Below are 20,793 nucleotides of genomic sequence, written 5' to 3' on the forward strand. Positions count from 1 at the left end.
GTGCAGGATCTCCTCGTGCAGCCGGCCCCAGACTCCGGCTCTCGACCAGATCAGGAACCGGCGGTGGGCTGTCGACTTGGATATGCCGAAGCAGGACGGCAGTGCCCGCCAGGCGCAGCCGCTGACCAGCACGTAGATGATCGCGGCGAACAGTGTCTCATCAGGCGTGTCCTGTGTTCCGCCACCCTGCGGCCGCACCTTCGACGGCGGGATCAGCGGCTCCGCGATCTCCCACAACCCGTCCGGAACAATCCAACTCCACGTACCCCGCCCCATACGAAGCTCAACGACGCCTCGCGACATAGGACACGGTCTAAGACGTCATCTCCTTTGGCCAGTCTTCGAAAGCAGATGAGGGTGCAGGCGATGCCGATGAAGGCGAGAAAGTGCTCGGCTTTGCGTTCGTAGCGGCGGTGGAGGCGTCGGCAGCCCGCGAGCCAGGCGGGCGGGCTGCGGCCCGCGTACTTCAAGGCGCCGTGGGAAACGGTGTACCGCCGCTATGCCCCGGCCCGCTGGGAGCCGCCGTCCTACGGCCTGTCGGCCGACGACTGGCCCGACCCGGGCAACCCACCACCTGCCCGATCCCGACGCCTTCGCGTCATCAGCTGAAACCCCATGGCTACGCCCATGCCCTTTACCGTCCCGCTCGGGGCGGCTTCCAGAACGACCGCGACCCGCCCATGCGCGCTGCGGCATGCTGATCACCACTACGAGGAAGGAGCGTTCCCGATGGGAGACGCCAGCAAGGAGACGGTCAGTGATCTACGCCGCCACTGGCAGGCCGTAACGGCTCTGGGTCGGGCCGTTCCGGGGAGCGGGCTGGCTGAGATGGCCGATGCACTGCGCTCGAATCCCTGGCCTGAGGATCTGCGCCACACTCCGCTGATCATCGACACCGATATCGGTGGAGACGCCGACGACGCGCTGGCCGTCGCGGCTGCGGCCCGGTGTTCACCGGAGCTCCAGTTGGTAGTGACCGGGGATGAGTCCGGTGGTCAGCGCGCCAGATTCGCCCGCCATCTGCTGGATCTTTTGGACCGGCAGGACGTGGCGACGGTCGCGGGTGCCGAGCTGGGCGCGACCCCGTACATCGTCATCGAGTCCCTGGTCCCGCAGTCGGTGCCGAATCAGCCCTCGGACGTCGTCGCCGCGGTGCGCAAGGTCCTTGATTCCACCGACGGACCCGTGCGCTGGGTAGGGATGGCGCCGCTGTCCAACCTTGGGCAGGTACTCGCTCAGGTACCGGAGTTGGCGACACGCCTGAGGGTGACGCAGATGGGCGGGGCCCTGCGCTACCGCAACCCGGATAGCGCCGAGCACAATGTCCGGCTTGACGTGCTGGCGGCTCGCCAGGTTCTCGCGGCGGTCGCATCGGGGGTGCTACCCACGCCCGAATTCGTCGCCTCCGAAGTCACCTTCACCCCCAGCATCGAGGTGACGGCTGAGAGCCCGCTGTATGCCTGGTTGAGCGCGCCCGATGCCCCGCCCTGGGCATCCCTTCTTTCAGCACACCTGGACGCGTGGTTCAGCCGGTTCTACCCCGGCAGCATGCAGCACGACGCCCTCACGCTGAGTGCAGCCCTCGATCTGCCCTTCGTTGACTCCGCCCACGTACGGATCGTGATGGACAGCATCGGGCGCACCAGCACCGACGACGCCGGCGCACTGCTGCGGTGGAGCATCAGTGCCGAGTACGACGCGTTCATGAGCTGGCTCACCCGGACGCTGACAAGCCTCGAGGGCTTCCGGGGCACCAGGAACCGAGTAGCCGAGTAGCCGAGGCGAGCATCTCCGGGCGGCAGGCCCGCGGCGGCTTCTTCGGCGAGCCCGGGTGGGAACAGGGTCCGCACCACCCGGTGTTCTCGCGCAGATAGCCCGGCTTGCCGCAGCGCGGACACGTTTGTTGGGCCGCGAGCCTCTCGGCCTTGTTGCGGCAGTCCCGGCACAGCTCGCTGTTCGCGGACCGGACCGGATGGCCGCACTGTTGGCAGACACGCGAGCAGACGATGCAGCGGCCGGTGTCGTTCTGCAGCACACGGTCCAGACCACAACCTGGAGCGCGCCCCGATCTCGCGTCTTCCGCCGGGGCCTGGTACGCGCGGAGATCCTGGTCCACGACGAGCGCCTGCCCACGGACCGCCGCCTGGCCGTCTCCCGCGATGCCGAGCGGGCGGCTGCAGCCGCCGAGCCGGTCCGCCGCATCGCGCACCCTCTCCCCGGCCCGCCGGGCACCGGCTACCACCGACTCAGCCCAGACCAACACCGCTGGACCTTCGACGAGCTGATCGCCCCGACCTTCCTGCGTAAAACCGCCTTTCGCCCGGACCCGCTGGTCGTCTACCTGGTCGGTCACCGGCACCACCAACCGATAGCCCGTGCCAGACGCCAGAGCGCCGCACCTGAGCCGGAAGGCCGGGCGCGGCGCTCTGGCGTTCCTTGTCCTTCACCACCGAGAAGGAGAACCCCTTGCACCCGATCCGCCTGATCTCGTTCGGCTACCTGCACCTGCCCACCGGCCCGGACGGCTCCCCCGTCCCGCCCGCGGCCGACCGCATCGAGGACGTCCGCGACCGGCTTCGTGACCCGGCCGCCGCCCGCGACATCCTCGACCTCGACGGCTTCCACCCCCGCGTCCAGGACGTCATCCTCAACACCCCCGGCGCCCGCGAGCTCCTCGCCAACCTCGCCGACTACGCCGACCTGCCCGCCGGCCCCCGCCGCATTGCGATCGGCTGTGCAGGAGGTAGGCACAGGGCATCTGGTCTCACCGAACTGCTTGCCCACGAACTCCGCGACCGCGGCCGCCAGGTCGACGTCGAACACCTCCACGTCCACCTGCCGCGCGTCCTCAAGGCGGCCGACAGCAGCACCGGAGCGAGCGCATGACCACCACGGCCCCGTACGAGATCGAGACCAGCGAGGACGACGACGGCACCCCGCACCCCGTCGAACAGCTCTGGACGCCCGGCGACGAGGCGGGAGAGAACGGCTTCGTCGTCCACCGCGACCTGTACGTCACCGGGATCGACGACGCCACCGAGGAGCACGCACCTCTACCCGGTCGCGTTCCTTGCGCTCGGACATCACAGGTGGGCCGACATCATCGAGGCCGCCGCCGCGTACATGGCTCGGATCCACGGATGGCGAAACCTGCACCTCTACCCAGGCGACGACCCGGCGGTCCTCATCCCCCGCATCCCGCGCGCCGTCCACACCCACGGCCTCTTCTTACGGCACCCCCACCCGGACCACGGCTGCGGATGCGAGTGGGACGACACCTGGCGGATGGTGTAGGTGCCGGCCGATGAACCCGGCGCCGTCCCCGTAACCGCCATGCGCCACCCTGCCGCCCTGGTGACCGCCGCCGACATCCCCAACCCCGACGAAGGCGCGCCCGCCAGCTGGGCAGCCTGACACGCACGAGTGATCCGTCCAGGCCCGCATCCCCTCTCCAGAGGGGTGCGGGCCTTTCGTGTTTTCAGGGCGGACAGCGGTGATACAGCGCGGCCGTGGCACGATGCGGGGCAGCATCACCCCGTATCCGACAGGAGTAGACGTCCATGCTCGATGACGACGAGACCCCGCCGATCGACCGGGAAGCGTTGAGCAACACCTACGTCATCGCCAACGGCAAGGGCGGCGTCGGCAAGACCACGCTCGCATCCAACCTCGCCGGCTTGGTCGCCGCCGACGGAGGCAACGTCCTCCTGGTCGACGTCAACGGGCAGGGCAACGTCGGCCGGGACCTGGGATACCGGGGAACCGCGGCCGACGACGAAGGCGCCGCCTTCTACGAGGCCCTGCGCACCGGCAAGGCGCTGGAACCGGTCCGCGACGTGCGCACCGGCCTAGACGTCATCGTTGGCGGCCAGCACATCGGCGCCGCTCCCGACATGCTCGCGGCGACCTTCCGCATGCAGCAGCACCGACAAGCCTTGGCCCTGGCCGTGTGCCTGTCCCCCATCGCGCGCTCCTACGACCTGGTCGTCCTCGACAGCGCCCCCGAAAACCCGCCGCTGCAGCAGCTGGCCCTGTCCGCCGCCCGCTGGATGGTCGCGCCGACCCGCTCCGACAAAGCGAGCATCAACGACGGCCTCGGCAGCATCTCCCGACAGGTCCAGCTCGTACGCCGCAGCGTGAACCCCGACCTCGAGCTGCTCGGGGTCGTCCTCTACGCCACCGGCAGCGCCTCCAAGCAGATCCACCGCAACGCCCGCGGCTGGATCGCCGAAGAACTCGGTGCCGACGCCTACCTCTTCGACACGATCGTCCGCTACGCCGAAGCGGTCGGCCAGGACGCCCGAAGCCACGGCCGCCTGATCCACGAACTGGAAGAAGCAGCCGCAAGCAACCCCAAGTTCTGGGACCTCCGAGCAGGCCGCGCCGCCGCCGGCACCGTCGTGTCCGCCACCTCCGCCTCCGTTGCGGAAGACTTCGCTACGCTCGCCCGAGAAATCTTGACCCGGGCCGCCGAAGGTGACGCAGCATGACAACGACCGACTCCGAGACTACCGCTGAACGCTTCGGCCTCAACGAGCGCCCCCGACGCTCCCAAGGGCTCGCTGGACTGGCTCGCAAGACCACGGCCGCCGTCGATCCTGCCGCCCTCACGCTGGAAACCCTCCCGGATCCGTCCATCGCCGCCAGCTCCGACCAGCCACTCACCGACGCGGAGCGCAAGGACCTCGCGGTCTGCGAGAGCGTGATCCGCTCTCACCACGCGTCTTACTGGATGACCGGCAAGGCGCTGGATGCCGTGGCGAACCGGCACCTGTACCGGGCGGAGTACCCCACCTTCGAGGCCCTGCTGGAGGACTGGGACGTCACGCTGGCCGACTCCAGTCGGATGCGGCGCGGCTGGCCCCTTGCGGCCCGCCTCCTGCCCGACGTCCCCAAACTCACCCGCTCCCACGTCGAAGCCCTGCTCCCCATCGTGGAGCAGTACGGCGTCGAAGCGGCGGCCACCCTGCACGGACTGCTTCGCGAGGCCCTCCCCAAGGTCACAGCCAAGGCCATCACCGAAGTCGTTCGCGAGCTGCCTGGCCCGCAGAACGACGGCGACCCCACCGAACAGATCCGTGAGCAAGCCGAGAAGGCGCTCACTGAACCTGACCAGGATCAGAGCGACGACGAGCCAGCCGACGCGGCGCTCCGGCAGGCCGTCAGCCGCAGGGCCCGACAGTTGGCGGACGACCTCAAGCGAGGCCGCATCCCCCGACGTGAGCTGAACCGCACCCTCGCCGAAGCCTTCGCAGACCCCAACGACACCCGGGTCTACCAAGCACTGGTCCGCTGGGCAAAGGATCGCGATCGGCCGGCAGGCCAGTAGTAGGCAATGCCGTTCCTTCCAAATTTGGAAGGAACTGTTCGAATGAATCGAACGCGCTGGATTCGGTTGCCGACAGCTTCCGTAGTGGGCGAGGCGGATGTGGCGCAGCATTCGCACGGCTTCGTCAGAGGTCGCTGCGGAGTGGCGGCATTCACCTCCCGCCACCGGGCGGGGTGGAGCAGGTGGCAGCTGGCCGGGCACCAGCGGTCATTGATCACTTCCCGCTGAGGGAAGGAGGACTGGCGCACTGAGGACCAGGTACACCTGCTCCCGGGTGGTCGTGCGGCACAGGGCGCAGACGATTCCGTCTCGTGTGATCTCCATGGGCGCATACCGCCGGCTTGCCGTCTCGGGCTGCTGCGGCGGCCCGCCTGGCGGGCGCCACGGTAAAGACTTGGTGATGGGCTCCCGCCCGGCGGGAAGGACCCCGGATCACGCTTTTGTGCAGGTCAAGCCCGGTGTTCCATGGGCCGGTGATCAGCCAAACGAAGATCCGTCCGGGAGACGGGCGCTATCTCTTCCGCGGCGTGATGGTCGGCGACGGCCACCGTGCTGCGGGTACGTCGCTGCGCGCCGCCCAGGACGAGGCCGGTGTCCCGCCCGGGATCTGGAAGGGCCGGGGCCTGGCCGCGGTCGGCCTGACGGCCGGGGACGTGGTGACCGAGCGGCAGGCCGAGCTGCTCCTGGGGGAGGGCCGACACCCGGACGCCGACCGGATGGAGCGCGAGCTCCTGGAGCAGGGCGAGAGCCCGCCCCGCGCCCGGCGGGCGACCGTGCTGGGCCGGCCCATCGAGCACAACCGCTCGCCCGAGACCGACAAGGCCAAGGAGCGCATCCCCTGGCTCGGCATGCACCTGGTGTTCCGGCCCCCGCCGACGGCACAAACCCCGTGGGCGCTGGGTGACTACGAGACCCGTCTGGTGCTGGAGCTGTGCCAGGACATCGCCCGGGACAAGACGCTGGCATCGATGGAGGATGCGGTCGCGCAGATCCGCTGGAAAGGCGGCGGCAAGCACCGGGCCGGTGTCCGGGACGGGCTGATCGTCGCGGTCTTCCGGCACTACGAGTCCAGAGCTGCGGAGTCCAAGCCCCTTCTCCACGATCATGCGCTGGTCTCGATTTGCGCCCGGCGGCCGGACGAGAAGGGAACGTGGGGCAACTTGTCGGCGGACTCGACGCTGGCCCACATCGTTGCGGCCGACACCCTCTACACCCTGTACTTCATGGAGGAGGTGTCCGCCCGGCTCGGGTGGGCGTGGGAGCCGCGCGAGGTGACGCCCGGCCGCCGGCCCGTCATGGACATCGCGGGCATCGACCGGCGGCTCATCGGCTGGCAGTCGACCCGCCGCCAGCAGATCGAGGACGCGCTGCCCGTCCTGATGGCCAAGTACGAGGAACGCCAGGGGCACGCGCCGGGGGAGCGGGCCTCCTACACGCTGGCCTGCCAGGCCGCCGACCAGACCCGCCCGCCCAAGCGCACGGAGCTGCTGTCGCTGACCGAGCTGCGCGAGCGATGGCGCACCTCAGCGATCCGGGCCTACGGCGCCGACGTCGTCGACCGGCTCGCGGAGCGGGCGAGGGCAGCAGCGGCGGCGGTGTGGGCGCGGGTGCGGGCGGTGGTCGACATAGCGCCCGCGGCCGTCGATGTCGTCGCCGTGGTGTACGTGATGCGCGGCGCGTTCAAGCGCCACCACCTGCTCGCCGAAGCCCGCCGCTACCTCTCCTACGTCCTGCGCGGCCAGCCCCACCAGGCGGGCCTGGACGAACAGATCGTGCAGGCGGTCGTCGACGACTACACCCGCCCGGCCAGCCGCCGGATGATGACCGCCGACCTGCGCGCCCTGTACCCGCGCGACATCGAGGACCAGGCCGTGCTGCGCCCGCTGACGCGCAAGCGGACCGCCCCGCCGTACGAGCGGGCCCGCCTCGCCGCCGACGCCCTGGCCGCCCGGGTCCACGCGGTGCGCCGTGCGGAGCGCCTGGGCTCCCGGGCCCGGCCGGGCGCCGTCGCCGTGCCCGCCGCCTCCAGTTCGCGCCCGCGGCCGTTCCGCACCGGCCGGAAGGACGGCCGCCTCCTGAAGCAGGAGACCGGCATCGACACGGTGGAGCAGACCCGCCGGACCTTCGAAGCCGCCACCCGGCTGGCCGCCAAGCTCCAGGACGGCAAGCGGGAGCGCGCAGTCACCCATGGCCCCCGACCGCAGCCTGCCCCGGCGATGGCCCCGCCGCCGCACACCCAGCAGCCCGGCACCCAGCACACACCGGGCCGGACCCCAGGAGGAGTCGCGTGAACACCCCAGAGGAACGACCCAACCTCGACGATGCCCTCGCCCGCGCCCACGCGGCTCGCGCGAAGATGGCCGCCGCGCTCAACGAGGAGCAGGAGCCCGAGCCCGACGAGCCCCTGGGGTGGCAGCCGGTCTGGAAGCGGCCCCGGACGCCGAAGTCGAAGGCGGCGAAGAAGGCGGAACTGCGCAAGCAGCGGCGCCGACTCCAGGACGCCGGGAAACGCCGCCTCGTCGCCGGGCAGTCGCGCCGGCCCCGGTCCCGGCAGAACCGGATCGGCAACGCGGCCGCGCGCCGCGACGCGCGTGCCCTGTCCCGAGTGCGGCACTCCAACGCCTGGCTATGGTGATGATGCCGGACATCGTCCACCCCATCGAGAGTGGAAGTCCATCGAGTGGAAGTTCATTCGATGGAGCCCACCCGATGGACTCCACCGGGTGGGGCCGGGTAGAGCCCACTGAGTGGAGCCCACCCGATGGGCCCCACCAGAGTGGACGCCATCGAGTGGACTCCACTCTGGTGCGCACCGCGATGTCTGCCAACGCCCCGGTGCGCGCACCGTCGGCCGACCCCTTGACCAGGTGCGGCCTGGCGCGCGTCGGCACCCCTTGACCAGGTAGACCCCGGCACGTTTCTCCTTGCCAAAGCACGTTCCGGGCACCGATCAGGCCGTGGTCAAGGGGGTGTGTGATAGAGGGCCGGCCGCGCCGGATGCTCATGGTGCGGTGCGGTGGTGCGCACGGTGCGGTGGACCTGCCCGGTGGTGGTGCGCATCCGATGCGCACGGTGCACGTCACCACCGTCCCGGGTGCGTACTACGCGGTGGTCGGGCGTACCGGGTGCGCATCGAGGGCCTGGCCGAAGCCGACAGCTTCCATCTGGCGCAGGACGTCAGCGACGGTCTCACCGCACTCTTCCTCGGTGAGGACCTGCCGAACGAAGGCGATGACCGCGCGGGCGATTCCTTCCACCGCGTCCGGCCCGGCCTGCGCCCAGCCGCGCAGGGTGGCCACGAGGACCTGCCCGACGGCCTCCAGGGCAAAGGAGTCGTCGCACGGGTCCGGGTCGATGCCGCACAGAGCGGTGACCGGGACGATGATCCGCTCCGCCGCGTCCACGAGCAGTGCGGGCATCCGAGGATCGGCGCCGGCGAACCCGGCGGCCGCTTCGGTGTCGCCGGCCTCCACGGCCCGGAGGTAGCTGAAGGCGCTGAGCACCGCGTCCGGCGTCATCGGGGCGAGCGGCACGGTGGGGTTCTGGAACATGGACGGCTCCTCACGTACGGGCCGCCCCGTCGATCGCGGCGGCCTCAGAAGCGATCTTCAGAGCGCGGGCCTGTGGACAGAGTCCGCGCTCCAGGCCGGGGCGCTGCCCGTGACGTCGGTCACGGACAAAGTGGGACTGCAAGGGGTGTCAAGGTGCATACCGGAACTGGACTAGCGAGTCAGAACAGACGTTGGTCAAGGGGTGCTTCCTCACGGTGGCCCCGGCCCGTACGCCTCACGCGTGCGGGCCGGACCTGCCACCGATCCGGCCGCGTGCGGCCGGAGAATCCCGAGGAAGCGATGACCACCGCCCCCACCCCGCACATGCCGCCGGCCCCGGCGGACACCGCTGCGACGGCGAGCCCCGCTCCGAGCCCTGCAGCGAGCCCCGCTCCCAGTCCTGTAGCTCCCAGCCGCCGTCTGACGGTTGTCGCTGATCAGACCCCTGATGCGCCTGCCACGGCCGGTTGCAACTCCTCTTCTCCCAGTACACATGTACCTGGAGAAGCGTCCCGGGCCCGGAAGACAGCGGCGGCGAAGGCCGGAGCGGAGATCCGCGGCGAGGTTCTGCTCACCCTCGCTCAGCTGCGCCTGGCCACGCCCCGCCAGCTCAAGGAGCTGCTGCTGCCGCATCAGCAGGACACCGACCACGTCCGGCGGGCGCTGCGCAACCTGCTCGCCGAATCCCCGGCCCTGGTCGGCCGGACCAACCGTGCCCAGCAGAGCTACTGGTATTGCACCCCGGCGGGGCTAGCCGAAGCCGCCGCCTCCGGTGAGCTTGCGTCGCCGGTCGGCCGGACGACCGGGAAGCGCATCGCCGCCAGCAAGACGGGTCTGCGGGAGCACGGCCTTGCCCTGGTCGACGCCGTCATCGCCTTTCACCACGCCGGAGTGGCCGACCACGCCGACTGGCGGGTGGAAGTCGCCCATCCCACTCCGGCCGGCAACCTCCTGCCCGACGGCGTGGTGCTCCTGGCGAGCGGTTCCAGCGCGTTCGTGGAGATCGACCGCACGATGTCCTACGCCCGCCTGCTCGCCAAGCTGGAGCGCTACGACGCCTACCGCAACGCACCTGCGTCCGGGCGCGGCAACGCCGCCCGCGCTCCGCGCTCCCACTGGCAGGAGACCTACGCCGGGCCGTCGTTGGAGCGGCCCTTCCCGCCGGTGCTGTTCGTCTTCGCCCCGGCCCGGCGCCGCGCGGCCCCAGACACGAGGGAGGCCGCCTTCCACGACCGTGCCCGGCCGAACTGGCGGATCACCGTGGCGACGACGTCCCTGTCCCTGCTGACCGAGCAGGGGCCTGAGCGGCCGGTGTGGCGCGTTGTCGGCCAGGGTGAGAACCGTCGGCGTCTGGCCGCGCTGCCGGCACCACGCTGAACGTGGCAGCGGGTCGGCGGCGCGGCTGTGCCGCGGCTGCTGGGCAAGCCCAAGGGAAGCCTGGGCAAGCCGCCCCGAACAGAGGCTTGCCCACCCTGGCTGGCCGGGCGGCGTCGGTCACGGCCATCCCTGAGCTTCCCGGCGAGGGCCCGGCTGACCGATGACGGGGTGACCGATGACCGGTCACCGCCTCGGCGGGAGTTGCATGGACCGGTCACGGCGCTGACGTGCTGTTTGACCGATCACGGGAGACGGATCGGTCACAGCCGGACTTGCCGATCGGTCACGGCTTCTGCTGGGCAAGCCCTCGTACGGAGGGCTTGCCCAGCGTCCGGATCGCGTGACGGGATGGCTCCTGAGGTCGGGGCGTCACCGTCTGGGATGCGGAGGCCCGGAGCCGGCCGACGCCTCCTAGCCGGTCGTACACCGGAGTCAGGAGACGAAACAAGCAGGAGAACCCGGGGTTCGGGCAGAGCGATGCGGGCGACATGTGGCTGGCCCTGGCGCGCCTTCATGCCACACACCGCGACCCGGTCGGCCGCCTCGTGCCGTTCGAGCGACCGGAGGCGCTGCTGTCCCTCACCAAGCCGGACGATGTCCTCTTCACCGTACGGGTGGAGCTGTCCGGGATGGAGACGATGGGCCACCTCCACGACCTCATCCGCACGGTCACCCACGGCGTCACCACGGAACTGGGCTACACCGGGCCCGGGGTCGCACTGGAGGTCCTGGTCGGCAAGCGCCACGAACTCGCCCTGCACCCGGCCCACGTCGACGGCCTCACCCGGCTCCTGCGCCAGGCCGTCGGCACCATCGCGGCCCGCGGCACGCCCGGGGGCGGCCGGTGCTTCCACTGCGACGGCACCGGGCTTGCCCGCCCGCTGTGGGAGCCGGCACCCGGGCAAGCCTGAGCGACTGGGCAAGCCCAAGGCGACCCTGGGCAAGCCGGGGCTTGCCCAGGGGGCTCGGTTACGCCATGGCGGCGGCCACGGTCTCGAGGACGGCGTGCTGCTGAGGGTCGACGGGGACGTCGGCCTGGCGCAGCGAGCGGAGCGTGCTGCCGTCGGCGCACAGCCTGCACAGCCCGATCACCGGCATCGGTCCGGCGCCGATGAGGGTGTGCGAGGACGAGCTCTCGTAGACGGGCCGGTAGCAGCCCGGGCACGGCATGCAGTCGTCGACTCCGTCCGCCAAAGGCGCGTCCGGGCCGAGCTGCGGGACGATCCGCAGGAGGTTCTCCCCGGCCTCGGCCCACAGCCCCATCGGCCGCTCCGCGGACCGCTCGAAGACCACGTCACCGTCCGGGCCTTCACTGGTGCGGACCCGGGCCAGTGTGCCGACGCCTTCGTGGCGGTGGCTCGGGAGGAACGCCAGGACGGTCTTGGCGCCAGGCTCGTCGCTCACGCTGTAGACGTGCCCGCGCCCGGCCTTCAGGGCGGCGCCCATCTCGGTCAGGCCCTGGCTGCTGTCGTCGTTGCGCAGGCGCAGCTGCCACGAGGCCGGGGCCCCGTCGATCTCGGCGGGGGAGGAGGTGATGAGGATGCCGTTGCCGGACCGGCGGACGTCCAGGTGCAGCATCCCCAGGACGGAGTGGAACGCGGTGCCGAACCACTCCGTCGGCTGCCCGCCCTCACCGCGCGGCGCGCGCGGCTTGTGCAGCTTGTGTCGTCCCATGCTCTGCCTCGCAGACGTGATCCGTGCACGGGCCGATCGGTCCGCTGAACCCACAACCGCTGCCCCGCGGCTCAGGCACGCCACAGGTCCGGCCTCCACCCGTTCAGCGCACCTGGGCAAGCCTCCCCGGAACGGGTGGCCGGCGGCTGCACCCCGACCCGCATGAAGGTTGCACCGGAAGGGGGCTGGACAGTTGCCTGCAGGGGTGCACTAGGCGGGGGACCGCAGGTGTGACCGGAGGTGGGACCCCCCGAAGCTGGTGATCTTCCATTCGTGCAGGTCAGATGCCCTGGGCAAGCCCCCTTCGGAAAACGACACCTCTTACCTCGCGATAGCCGAGGGGAGAGGTCTATCCGACCTCCCAGCTCAACGACGAGTGACGTGACGTGTCACGCCCAGTCCACGCCCAGCTCCCGCAGCGCGCCCAGCTGCTCGGCGGTGAGCTTGTCGCGCCGCGACTTGGTGTTCGAGACCCACACACCCAGCTTCACGACCACCGGCTCCGCCTCGCCGCCGACCGCGATTTCCTCGCCGTGGCCCCTGGGCACCGGCCGGTCCGCGCCCCTCGTTTCACCCACTGCGCGAGCGCCGCCAGGCCCCGTTGGAACGCCTGTTGCGCCTTGCTCGGACCCTTTGCCGTACGACCGGTCGCGGGGACGGGAGACGGCGCCTCAAGCGGCTGTACGGCCAGCGTGGACAGTCGCTCCTGCTGCTCAGGCAGGAGCCGTGCCAGGTGGCCGGCTGCTTCTGCTGCTGGAGCCACTTGCCGATGTCGTCGCCGTCCATCAGCACGCCGGATGCGATGTCGGGCAGGATGCCGTCGGCGTCGACCAGGTCCGCGAGGATGCGGTGGTGCCGCTGCCGGTCCAGCGGCCACGGGTAGTGCCAGTCCTGGTCGTTCACACCATTCGGCTCAACGGACCCGTGGGCCGGACGCTGCCTAGAACGCCCGCGGGTGGTTGCAGGCTCACTGGTGCCGGGTGGGTGGTTCACGTGATTCGTCGGCGTCCGGGTCCGGCGGGTACAAGGGTGGGGTCGGGTCCGCAGCGAGGTGGAGCCGGCGCAGGGTGGATTCGGTTTCCTGCTCGAAGTGCTCTGCGGAGATCAGGCGCTGCCAGAGGGGATCGGGCATACCGGGCACCGCGGCGCCGCGGGCAGTCCACTCCGCTGCGAGCCGCGCATACAGGGGCGCGGATTGATCTGCGACGTCTTCGGGGCCGCCGCGGCGGGCATGCCGACCGGATCCGGCAGCGTACGGCCGGATCTGCGTGGGAATGAGGGAACCGGGCATGAGCCGGCCCTGCCCCAGGACATGAGGCAAGAACTTTCGCTGATCAGCGGTCACGATCCTTAAACGATTCTTGCGCCCGCCTGACACCGCTGCCCCGAACGCTACGGATCCTGGTGCGCTGGAGACGCCGGCCGGATGACCTTTGGTGGCTTGGTTCGGCGGGGTGGTCCGAGGCCGGGGCACGCGCCGTGCCTACCGGAGCCGTCACGGCTGGGGAAAACCTCAGAGCGGGCCGCTCCGCCGGTGGGGCGGCCCGTCTCGAACGAGCGCTGTGGCATAGAGCTCCTTCAAACGTGTCCAGGTACCTGGCTGAACGGAAATCCCGTCTCTCTCGGGCACGGGGGAGGCCCGTCGGCACGGTGCGGTCGCTGCCCTGCCGAGCCCCCTGGATCTTGGCTTGAGGGGAGATGGCATGGCACAGAGGGAGCGCTCGCCTCTGGGGTGTGCTGCGTGCGCCGGGTGTAGGCGGCAGGGGCCTGGGGAGGGTTGGAGGCATGAACGTGAACGACGGCCAAGGCGATGGTGATGAGTTCGACGTCCTTGGCGTGTACCTGGAAACACTGCGGGCTCAAATGTCTCCGCAGCAGTTCCAGGCCCTGGTGAGAGCTGTGCAGGCGACGTGCGGACTGCTGTCAGAGGGGCGGTCCGCTTCTTTGACGGTGCCGGGCGACGGCTTCCTGTCCAGTGATCTGCGGCGGGAGTACCTGACCGTGTTGGCGGTCATGATCACGGGGGGTATGGATCACCGCCTCGTGGAGGTCCCGGGGCCCGATGGCACATCGGGGTGGGCGGTGCTGGAGGGCGGCGCCGAGCACGACACTGCCGCGTCGAGGGCTGTCCGTGACGCGGTGGCCTGCCGGCACAACGAGCAGATGTCCATCACCGCCGAACTGGATGGCATCGCCCGCGCGAGCGGCCTCAGCCCCGGCTGAGAAGGCCCCAGTGCCCTGCCGATTCACCGTTGATACTGCAGAGCCGCGGCACCTGCGGCGATGACTTCGGCGAGCCGGTTGGCGAAGTCCGCGTTGCATCCCCCGAGCCGGACGAAGCCGTGGCCGGCCACCGGCCCGCCGTTGCTCAGGGAGGGAAGGGTCAGGTCTGCGAGCGCGAGCGCCGCCTGGAGGTTGGTGACAGCCTCTTCGCCGGCCTGGTAGGCGGCGTCCTGGCGCCGCTTGTACTGCATTCGTTCAGCGTGGGACAACTCGTACACCATGTTGCTGACCTCTTGTGGTAAGCGCGGGGGATGAGGCGCCGGAGCGCATTGTGTACTCGGTCGCCGTGGGGTGGTCTTTGCCCGGTGCGCTGGCCCTGGCCAGCACGCACGCTGCAGATGCCGACGGCAGTGGCCCGCCTTGCCCGGGCAGGACCACCATTCCCCACGGCACGCCGCGCGGATGTGCCGCAGTGACCGGACGCCTGGGTGCCGGGGTGCGGTCCGAGGCGCATCGCGGTGGGTAGCCCCAGGCTCGGATGGGGCACGGGTGGGTAGACCGTGGGTCTGAGTCTGCGCACGGCCCGTGACTATCGGTTTCGATCTTCGTTTCAAAGGTGCAGGCGAGCACCCCTTTGACGTGTGGGAAGGACCGGGTTGGCCAGGGAGTTAGCGGCTGCTACCGCCTTTGTGCTTCGCGGTCGCCGCCCATGGGATGCTCGACCCTCTTGCGTCGTCGTCCGACAGTGCCGTTTCCGCTGGGACGCTCGCCCGGGATTTGCACTCCCCGCGCTTGGACGGCGGGCCGATCTCGCCGGCGGCAAGACTGTCGGCCAGTCAGACTCCGCTGACGGTACGGACTCGAGTAACCCAAACCCATTGCCCGAGCCTGGGACCGTGACATTGACTGGCACGAGTGGCACTGCCCCACACGTACGGCCGTTATGCGTCTTACCCGAATTTGTGACTGTGGGACGGAGAGTGGACAGCTCTGTTGTCTGCCGCAGGGTAGCCGGGAGGGACACTGGCCGGGCTGCGTCTGGCTGCGGCCGTCTGCCTGAGCGGAATGGACACAGAGGGCGTCGGGTTTCGGTGTCGCGGAGCGGCTTGGCGAGGCGGTCGCGTGAGTGTGATCTGGCGGACCAGCTGCTGGAAGCAGGCCAGCGCCGCGACGGCAGGAAGAGCAGACGCCGCCCCGGCGGCGATCGTTTTGGGTGCCTGGGCTACGCACAGAAGCGTGGCCAGGGTGGAGAACAACAAAACGATGGACCAGGAATGGAGCGCGCGGCGCTGGTGCAGAGCGGATCTGAGGATGGACAGGGAGGCGACCATCCAGGGGCCGTAGATCAGCAGGGGCCACCAGCTGACCACTGCGCGGGCCGTGTGGGGTCCGGCGCTGTGGCGCAGGGCGTCGCAGATGGCGAGCCCACTGAGGATGCTCACCGCAGTGGCGATGGCACCGACCAGCACGGCGGTGAACACACTGCCCGTTTGCAGCAGGGTCACTGCCGGCGGCTTCGACGGGTTCCGGCGGTGCCCGCTGGAGGCTTGTGTGGGCGGCCGCCCGGTAGGGGTGTGCTTCAGCCCTGCAACGAGGCCGAGGGTGCTGACCGTGTCACCGGTGACCCCGGTGTCGTCGAAGCCGACTGGGGTGAAGGGCTCTGGTTGCCCGGGCGCAGCGCTCTCCTGGAGAAGGATGGCGAGCTCCTCCACCGGATCCCACGACGGATGTACCTCACCGGGATCGCCGAGCGGTTGCCCGGCGTAGGTGTGCTGTACGTTCTCTGGCCGGTCCCAGAACGCGGAGGTTTCCGGCTGGGGGTGGACACCGTGGATGTCCGGGTACCCGTACGACTCATACACGGGAGCTGCCACCCGAGTACTCGTCGACAGCCGTTGCGGACGCCGGCGTGTTCCCCAACCGCCTGCCGAACTCGACCTGGATCACGCTCATCGTGTGGAGGAAGTCCTCAAAGATCGGGGAGGAGTACCGAAGATCGATTTCCAGATCTTCGTGTCGCAGCGTTGCGTTCCGGGTCTCGCCAAAGTCGGTGGAGGGCGGAGTGAACATCCACTTCCCGATCCGGGTTGCACCGGAGTGGAAGCTGCCTCCCTGTCCGTCTTCCTCCGCAGTCCTGCGGAGGAAGACGGGGAGCTTTACTGTTGCCATATTCCATAAACGCTCTCCGTGTCGGTCTGGGTGTGTGCCATCCGGGTGATGGTGGTCGACGAATGAGTGTTGACGCCGGCCTATCGGTTTTCCATACCAACCAGGAGGGCAGTAGCCGCGCCCCTTTTTCGCGCCGCCACGCCGCGACTCGGAAGACGAGCAGCTGCGGCCGACGCAAGTAGCGCGACGGACCCTTCACCCCGTCCCGCACCGGCCGGGCAGCCACGCGCATGCTCCGATGCGACGGCCCTGCTGCGTGCCGCGCACCCGCGGCGGCGGCTCTCATGCACGGCGGGATTGTCCACGTATATCGCCGGCTTTTGCCGCAGGCCGTCATCCCTGTCTGCCCCCTCAGCGTTGAGCCCCCATCGCCGGCTCCGTTGACCTGCATCCCGCCTAGCGGACGGCCCCGTAGCCCCACGGAAGCGCGCCGATCCTCGGCCTGTGGTCCGCCGGGTCACCTGCCAACCCTCCTTTGGCCACCGCCGCCACCGACTGATCATCGGTAAATAGATCGAGATGCCGACGCCGGCAGATTGCTGCGCATGGCTGCAATCGGAGGAGAGGGCACAACTCCACATATGCCTCCGCGTTATGCCGAGGGTCGCCAGGGTCCGGCCCTGCGCATCCCCTTGAACCTCAGCCTTTGAAAGGACCAGCTGTGGGAGGCATCCTCCTCTGGATCGTGCTGATTTCTGCCGCAGTAGGCACAAGTTGCACTGCACTGACGTCATCCGGGACCGGCCGACTCTGGCATGTGGACGCCCTCGAACTGAGGCGCCACCAACGCTTCAAGCACGTCCTGTCCCTCCATGTAGACGCCGTCCGGTTGTCTCGTCCGGCAGCCGCGGCGCCGGCACGGCCAGGGGAGAAGTTCGTCACCGTCGTCTCCCCTCGTTCGGGTGCGGAGCCGTTCCGAGTCGTCCATGAGCCGTGTTGGCCACCCTGCACACCAGAGGGTTAGGGCAGAGCACCTCGCCGGCAGCCGACACCATGCGCTGAATGACTGCACCTCGGAGGTCTCGCCGGCCCTCACCTCTGCCTCCCCGGGCCGATGGCGTTGGCGCGGCTCCGGAACATCCCTGGGATCCGCGGGAAGCCCGCATCCGGGGTGATGCAGGCTCTGGGTCCAGGGAAGGCCGCGGAGACGGCCACGGCCAAGCGCCTCGTCGTCGGCGGTGACATCGCTTCGCGAGCCGTGGCCCGAAGAGCCCGACGCGGCAGGCTGGTGCGCCATCCAATTCCGCACCCCAGTAGGCCTTTCCGTCAGCACTCCTCGTCAAGCACGCCAGGCCGAAAAGGCGGCTGATATCGCCGAAAAACCCCGGCAATCCATTCCGTACATTGCCGCGCGCATTAAAACCCCGGCAATCCGGACACTGGTGAAGGCGCGCAAAAACCCCGGCAATCTGCGCATTACCCGTTTCTGGCTGCTGAACGCGGCGTAGTAAAGCGGCGGTAGAGAGTGAGGTCACGCGGGGGCTGGCTGCGGTTCCTCCAGCACCTCGGCGACCTTCCTGGCCAGCCTGTCCACCTGCGGCGGCAGGTAGCTGTCCAGCGCGTCGACGTCCTCGCCCAGCCGGGCGCTCAGCCCATGCAGGCACGCCTCCGGAAGAGCTTCTGCGGGTCGTCCTCCACCCGCGGCGCGTTCTCGAGCCGTGCCCCGGCGATCGGCGCCGCCGGGACTGGTCCGGCGACGCTCCTTGACGAGGGTCGGGGACTGGACATCGTTCGGTGTAACTCCTGCTCAAGGAAGATGCATCGATGACCAGTGACAACGTGACCGAGGCCGAGTCCGTCGAGGGCGGCTGAGCCTCAGCCAACGAAGGGGCTGTACGACCAGCTCATCGACGAGTCGGTCGGTAGGGCCGAGTCCTTCTGCGAAGCCCGCTGGCGTAAAGCCCCTGAACAACGACGCCGCGGCGGAGCAGCCGGTCAGCCGCGAGGCCGGCTGACCTGCCCGTTCGCTGCCGACCAGGCCCGTGCCGTGGAGGCGCCGGTTTCCTGGCCCGCCTCGGTGGAAAGATGGAGTCCTCCGACGTGGACTTGGGTCAGGTGGGGGCGCCGGCCCCCGCCGGGAGCTGGCGAGGGCTGGAATCCTCATCGGGTGGCGGCCCGCACGCCGCTGCTGTTCACCTCGGCCGGCCCGGACGTCGGGGTGTTGTTGCAGACCTGGCGCGGGTCGCTGGTGCAAGACCGGTTCGCCAACGTCGAGTACCGGCGGGCCGCGGCCGCAGCGGTGGACACGGCGGCCGCGGCCTGAGATGGAGGCATCCGCCGGGTGCCGGCGGGTCCCGCGCCCCCATGTGGCGTACGCGCCGTTTCCTGTGGTGACAGGGTGTGCGGGCGTGTAGCGTCTGAGCCAGCTGTCGTGGTTCGGAAGTTCCCTCTGCCCACGCCTTGGCGTGGGCGTTTTGCTGTGCTGTGCCGCAGGAACCAGGGCGATCACCTCCGCCTTCCGCAGGGAGCGGGAGGCGTTCATCGACTGGAAGGCATGAGACATGGCTACGGGAACTGTGAAGTGGTTCAACGCGGAGAAGGGCTTCGGCTTCATCGCCCAGGACGGTGGCGGCCCGGACGTCTTCGCCCACTACTCCGCGATCAACTCCTCGGGCTTCCGCGAACTCCAGGAAGGCCAGACCGTGACGTTCGACGTCACCCAGGGCCAGAAGGGCCCCCAAGCGGAGAACATCAGCCTGGCCTGACCTTCCCCGAACGGCCTGCGGGCACCGCAATCAGCTTGGCTTCCCCGGGCAGCCTGTAGCGCCCGTCCCGAACAACGGAAGCCTGCCCGGGGCCTCGGCGGAAACCGACACGCACGCGATGAGGGCTGCGCAACTACGCGCGGCCCTTATCCGTGTCCGATGGGCTTCCGCAGGGCACCGGCCGTGACCCCCATCAGCAGTGCCCGCGGCGTACGGGGTCCTGCGGTGACGCTCCAGCGGGAGCTCCTCGGCCCGCGCGTCAGTCAGCATGTTGCACAGCTCGAAGCCTCTTGCGGGCCTTCACCAACCCTCGATTGTCCAGCAAGTACTGGGGAATGAGGGCAGACGGTACGAGCCGATGAGGCTGCTGTGCAGGTTGCCGACGATGTCGGCCAGGTGCTCGCGATGCTCGCTGACCGTTCCCAGCCGCTTGCGGACGCCGCCGCGTGGACGGCCTGGCGCTGGAACCCGGTCTGGCCCGCGCCGTGCCTGCCGCGGCCCGCGCAGAGGGTTGCACCGGAGGGGACCGGAGGTACTGCCGGAGGTGGGAGCCCCTCAAATCGGACACCACGCGTTGTTGCAGGCCAGCTCCGCAGCCGAATCCGGCGGCTCACCCTTTCCGCGCCGCGGAAAGGTGGGTCAGCCCGGCAAGTTCAGGAGGCTGATGCCGCGGGGCCGAAGAAATGCCGACGGTGACGCTGGCGACGTCGCCGTCGTAGCTGGTCCACCCGGAGGCTTCACCGTCCATGCGGCGCGGGGTGTCCCACTGCAGCTGCACCTTCCCGCACCCGGTCTTGACCTTGCCGTCCGGGCATGGGGCGCTGGGCGGCGGCGACGCAGTGCCATTCGGCGAGCACACGGTATCCGCCGACCAGCGCCAGGTCGGCGGCGTTGCTGATTTCCCGCCAGGTGACCTGGTCGGTCAGCATCCAGTTCGACCGGTGACCAGGTGGAAGGTGCCGTCGTGGATGATCCAGTTCGGGCTGAGCCCGGCCGCAGCGTGGGCCTTGGACCGACGCAAAACGCTGCCAGCGCTGGCGTCGTCCTGGCGGGCCTCCGCCCACCCTGGAGGGCGAGGGTGAGAAACGCGGGCTGCTTCGCAGCCCACCACACCTGCTTGACAGTGTCGGCGCGCACCATCCGCACGCCCAGGGCCTCGCTGTGCAGCTCCACCCATACGTCCGTGGCGGCCATCAGTCCTGAGGGTGGCGCCGGTGGTGCCGGGCGGCGGAGGGCCGCTCGTAGACCCAGATTTCCGCACCGCTGCTGCCGGAGTCGACCACGACCGACCCGGGCAGCAGGTCATATGCGTCCTCGATGGCGGCCGCGGCCTTGTCGATGTCGCTGGCCCGTCCGGTGACCAGCTGCACGTGTCCGACCCAGCCGAAGCCGTGCTCCAGCACATCGAGCACGGCTCCCGGCAGCGGCCGGGACCGGTCACCGTGCGCGTTCCGCCATTCGGCCCCATCCTGAGAGCTGGGCCGCGAAGCCCGCAGACCGACCTGCTGGGAGGTTCTGTGATCCTGCTTGCCCTGCTTCTACCGGCCGTGATGATCGTCTTCCTCTTCGTTGCAGACGCGCTCGAAGACCTCTTCTTCCCCCGCTCAGCAGCCCCGGACGACGGTGCCCCCGTAAGCGACAGCGCCGGATCACCGCACCCCTGACGGTGCCGCCTGTTCATGGCTGCGACCGGGGCGTTGCTTGTCAGAGTCTGGTGAGGGGGATGGCTTCGGCCATGCGCTGGTAGCCGGCGTCGTTGGGGTGG

23 protein-coding genes and 1 pseudogene are annotated in these 20,793 nt (G+C 69.8%); 12 read left to right on the top strand and 12 right to left on the bottom strand.

Annotated features, from left to right (window positions below; translation table 11 throughout):
- Together ACFWUZ_RS34535 and ACFWUZ_RS34540 are read right to left on the bottom strand one after the other, a co-directional pair.
- A partial coding sequence (locus ACFWUZ_RS34535) for a transposase (protein WP_384381814.1) occupies positions 1-276 on the bottom strand: 276 nt, incomplete at its 3' end.
- 59 nt (positions 277-335) lie between these two features.
- A pseudogene (locus ACFWUZ_RS34540) lies at positions 336-443 on the bottom strand (IS5/IS1182 family transposase); the annotation flags it as partial.
- A 286-nt stretch (positions 444-729) separates the two neighbouring features.
- Here ACFWUZ_RS34540 and ACFWUZ_RS34545 point away from each other — a divergent pair.
- The 6 genes from ACFWUZ_RS34545 to ACFWUZ_RS34570 all read left to right on the top strand — a co-directional run bounded on the left by ACFWUZ_RS34545 (position 730) and on the right by ACFWUZ_RS34570 (position 7,964).
- Positions 730-1,776 carry a nucleoside hydrolase gene (locus ACFWUZ_RS34545; protein WP_384381816.1) on the top strand — a complete coding sequence of 349 codons (1,047 nt, stop codon included), beginning with the start codon at positions 730-732 and terminating at the stop codon, positions 1,774-1,776.
- Positions 1,777-2,466: 690 nt separating this feature from the next.
- Complete coding sequence (locus ACFWUZ_RS34550; protein WP_384381818.1) at positions 2,467-2,886, top strand: hypothetical protein; 420 nt, start codon at positions 2,467-2,469, stop codon at positions 2,884-2,886.
- Between the two features lie 674 nt (positions 2,887-3,560).
- Positions 3,561-4,490: a ParA family protein gene (locus tag ACFWUZ_RS34555; protein ID WP_384115840.1), complete on the top strand. Its 930-nt coding sequence runs from the start codon at positions 3,561-3,563 to the stop codon at positions 4,488-4,490.
- Positions 4,487-5,329, top strand: a complete 843-nt coding sequence (locus tag ACFWUZ_RS34560; protein WP_384381820.1) for a hypothetical protein — start codon at positions 4,487-4,489, stop codon at positions 5,327-5,329. Before ACFWUZ_RS34555 ends, ACFWUZ_RS34560 begins: the two co-directional genes overlap by 4 nt.
- A gap of 530 nt (positions 5,330-5,859) precedes the next feature.
- Positions 5,860-7,620, top strand: coding sequence for a MobF family relaxase (gene mobF / locus ACFWUZ_RS34565; RefSeq protein ID WP_384381862.1), 1,761 nt, complete (start codon positions 5,860-5,862; stop codon positions 7,618-7,620).
- Positions 7,617-7,964 (top strand): hypothetical protein, encoded by a 348-nt coding sequence (locus ACFWUZ_RS34570; protein ID WP_384381822.1) that lies wholly within the window; start codon positions 7,617-7,619, stop codon positions 7,962-7,964. Before mobF ends, ACFWUZ_RS34570 begins: the two co-directional genes overlap by 4 nt.
- A gap of 466 nt (positions 7,965-8,430) precedes the next feature.
- Here the strand turns inward: ACFWUZ_RS34570 and ACFWUZ_RS34575 are convergent, their stop codons facing one another.
- Positions 8,431-8,880 (bottom strand): hypothetical protein, encoded by a 450-nt coding sequence (locus ACFWUZ_RS34575; RefSeq protein WP_384381824.1) that lies wholly within the window; start codon positions 8,878-8,880, stop codon positions 8,431-8,433.
- Between the two features lie 300 nt (positions 8,881-9,180).
- On the opposite strand from ACFWUZ_RS34575, the gene ACFWUZ_RS34580 reads away from it, so the two are divergent.
- On the top strand, positions 9,181-10,257 hold the full coding sequence (locus ACFWUZ_RS34580; protein WP_384381826.1) for a replication-relaxation family protein: 1,077 nt from the start codon (positions 9,181-9,183) through the stop codon (positions 10,255-10,257).
- A gap of 545 nt (positions 10,258-10,802) precedes the next feature.
- Positions 10,803-11,168: a hypothetical protein gene (locus ACFWUZ_RS34585; protein WP_384381828.1), complete on the top strand. Its 366-nt coding sequence runs from the start codon at positions 10,803-10,805 to the stop codon at positions 11,166-11,168.
- A gap of 58 nt (positions 11,169-11,226) precedes the next feature.
- On the opposite strand, the gene ACFWUZ_RS34590 is transcribed toward ACFWUZ_RS34585, so the two are convergent.
- The 4 genes from ACFWUZ_RS34590 to ACFWUZ_RS34605 all read right to left on the bottom strand — a co-directional run bounded on the left by ACFWUZ_RS34590 (position 11,227) and on the right by ACFWUZ_RS34605 (position 13,063).
- A complete protein-coding gene (locus tag ACFWUZ_RS34590; protein WP_384381830.1) occupies positions 11,227-11,931 on the bottom strand; it encodes a hypothetical protein in 705 nt (234 codons plus the stop codon).
- Between the two features lie 389 nt (positions 11,932-12,320).
- Positions 12,321-12,479, bottom strand: coding sequence for a hypothetical protein (locus ACFWUZ_RS34595; RefSeq protein WP_384381832.1), 159 nt, complete (start codon positions 12,477-12,479; stop codon positions 12,321-12,323).
- Positions 12,480-12,501: 22 nt separating this feature from the next.
- Positions 12,502-12,834 (bottom strand): hypothetical protein, encoded by a 333-nt coding sequence (locus ACFWUZ_RS34600; protein WP_384381834.1) that lies wholly within the window; start codon positions 12,832-12,834, stop codon positions 12,502-12,504.
- Between the two features lie 64 nt (positions 12,835-12,898).
- Positions 12,899-13,063: a hypothetical protein gene (locus ACFWUZ_RS34605; protein ID WP_384381836.1), complete on the bottom strand. Its 165-nt coding sequence runs from the start codon at positions 13,061-13,063 to the stop codon at positions 12,899-12,901.
- A gap of 653 nt (positions 13,064-13,716) precedes the next feature.
- Between ACFWUZ_RS34605 and ACFWUZ_RS34610 the strand changes: the two genes are divergently transcribed.
- Positions 13,717-14,154 (top strand): hypothetical protein, encoded by a 438-nt coding sequence (locus ACFWUZ_RS34610; RefSeq protein ID WP_384381838.1) that lies wholly within the window; start codon positions 13,717-13,719, stop codon positions 14,152-14,154.
- A 23-nt stretch (positions 14,155-14,177) separates the two neighbouring features.
- Here the strand turns inward: ACFWUZ_RS34610 and ACFWUZ_RS34615 are convergent, their stop codons facing one another.
- The 3 genes from ACFWUZ_RS34615 to ACFWUZ_RS34625 form a co-directional block, all read right to left on the bottom strand.
- Entirely contained in the window at positions 14,178-14,405 is a 228-nt protein-coding gene (locus tag ACFWUZ_RS34615) for a hypothetical protein (RefSeq protein WP_384381840.1), read from the bottom strand.
- A gap of 699 nt (positions 14,406-15,104) precedes the next feature.
- Positions 15,105-16,016 (bottom strand): hypothetical protein, encoded by a 912-nt coding sequence (locus ACFWUZ_RS34620; protein ID WP_384381842.1) that lies wholly within the window; start codon positions 16,014-16,016, stop codon positions 15,105-15,107.
- Entirely contained in the window at positions 16,009-16,323 is a 315-nt protein-coding gene (locus tag ACFWUZ_RS34625; RefSeq protein WP_384381844.1) for a hypothetical protein, read from the bottom strand. The genes ACFWUZ_RS34620 and ACFWUZ_RS34625 overlap by 8 nt, the downstream gene beginning before the upstream one ends.
- Positions 16,324-17,501: 1,178 nt before the next feature.
- On the opposite strand from ACFWUZ_RS34625, the gene ACFWUZ_RS34630 reads away from it, so the two are divergent.
- From ACFWUZ_RS34630 to ACFWUZ_RS34640, 3 genes are all read left to right on the top strand, one after another.
- Positions 17,502-17,771 (top strand): hypothetical protein, encoded by a 270-nt coding sequence (locus tag ACFWUZ_RS34630; protein WP_384381846.1) that lies wholly within the window; start codon positions 17,502-17,504, stop codon positions 17,769-17,771.
- A 659-nt stretch (positions 17,772-18,430) separates the two neighbouring features.
- Complete coding sequence (locus ACFWUZ_RS34635; protein ID WP_384381848.1) at positions 18,431-18,586, top strand: hypothetical protein; 156 nt, start codon at positions 18,431-18,433, stop codon at positions 18,584-18,586.
- 238 nt (positions 18,587-18,824) lie between these two features.
- On the top strand, positions 18,825-19,028 hold the full coding sequence (locus tag ACFWUZ_RS34640; protein ID WP_331719018.1) for a cold-shock protein: 204 nt from the start codon (positions 18,825-18,827) through the stop codon (positions 19,026-19,028).
- 737 nt (positions 19,029-19,765) lie between these two features.
- Here ACFWUZ_RS34640 and ACFWUZ_RS34645 read toward each other — a convergent pair.
- Together ACFWUZ_RS34645 and ACFWUZ_RS34650 are read right to left on the bottom strand one after the other, a co-directional pair.
- Entirely contained in the window at positions 19,766-19,957 is a 192-nt protein-coding gene (locus tag ACFWUZ_RS34645; protein WP_384381850.1) for a hypothetical protein, read from the bottom strand.
- Positions 19,958-20,221: 264 nt separating this feature from the next.
- Entirely contained in the window at positions 20,222-20,440 is a 219-nt protein-coding gene (locus ACFWUZ_RS34650; protein ID WP_384381852.1) for a hypothetical protein, read from the bottom strand.
- Between the last annotated feature and the right edge of the window lie 353 nt (positions 20,441-20,793).

The sequence above is a fragment of the Streptomyces sp. NPDC058646 genome (genome assembly GCF_042716875.1).
Taxonomy (GTDB): domain Bacteria; phylum Actinomycetota; class Actinomycetes; order Streptomycetales; family Streptomycetaceae; genus Streptomyces.

Coding starts and splice junctions, on each gene's coding strand:
- ACFWUZ_RS34545 (WP_384381816.1), top strand. CDS start 730: ATGGGAGACGCCAGCAAGGAGACGGTCAGTGATCTACGCCGCCACTGG.
- ACFWUZ_RS34555 (WP_384115840.1), top strand. CDS start 3,561: ATGCTCGATGACGACGAGACCCCGCCGATCGACCGGGAAGCGTTGAGC.
- ACFWUZ_RS34560 (WP_384381820.1), top strand. CDS start 4,487: ATGACAACGACCGACTCCGAGACTACCGCTGAACGCTTCGGCCTCAAC.
- mobF (WP_384381862.1), top strand. CDS start 5,860: ATGGTCGGCGACGGCCACCGTGCTGCGGGTACGTCGCTGCGCGCCGCC.
- ACFWUZ_RS34575 (WP_384381824.1), bottom strand. CDS start 8,880: ATGTTCCAGAACCCCACCGTGCCGCTCGCCCCGATGACGCCGGACGCG.
- ACFWUZ_RS34580 (WP_384381826.1), top strand. CDS start 9,181: ATGACCACCGCCCCCACCCCGCACATGCCGCCGGCCCCGGCGGACACC.
- ACFWUZ_RS34590 (WP_384381830.1), bottom strand. CDS start 11,931: ATGGGACGACACAAGCTGCACAAGCCGCGCGCGCCGCGCGGTGAGGGC.
- ACFWUZ_RS34605 (WP_384381836.1), bottom strand. CDS start 13,063: ATGCCCGATCCCCTCTGGCAGCGCCTGATCTCCGCAGAGCACTTCGAG.
- ACFWUZ_RS34610 (WP_384381838.1), top strand. CDS start 13,717: ATGAACGTGAACGACGGCCAAGGCGATGGTGATGAGTTCGACGTCCTT.
- ACFWUZ_RS34615 (WP_384381840.1), bottom strand. CDS start 14,405: ATGCAGTACAAGCGGCGCCAGGACGCCGCCTACCAGGCCGGCGAAGAG.
- ACFWUZ_RS34625 (WP_384381844.1), bottom strand. CDS start 16,323: ATGGCAACAGTAAAGCTCCCCGTCTTCCTCCGCAGGACTGCGGAGGAA.
- ACFWUZ_RS34640 (WP_331719018.1), top strand. CDS start 18,825: ATGGCTACGGGAACTGTGAAGTGGTTCAACGCGGAGAAGGGCTTCGGC.
- ACFWUZ_RS34645 (WP_384381850.1), bottom strand. CDS start 19,957: ATGCTGACCGACCAGGTCACCTGGCGGGAAATCAGCAACGCCGCCGAC.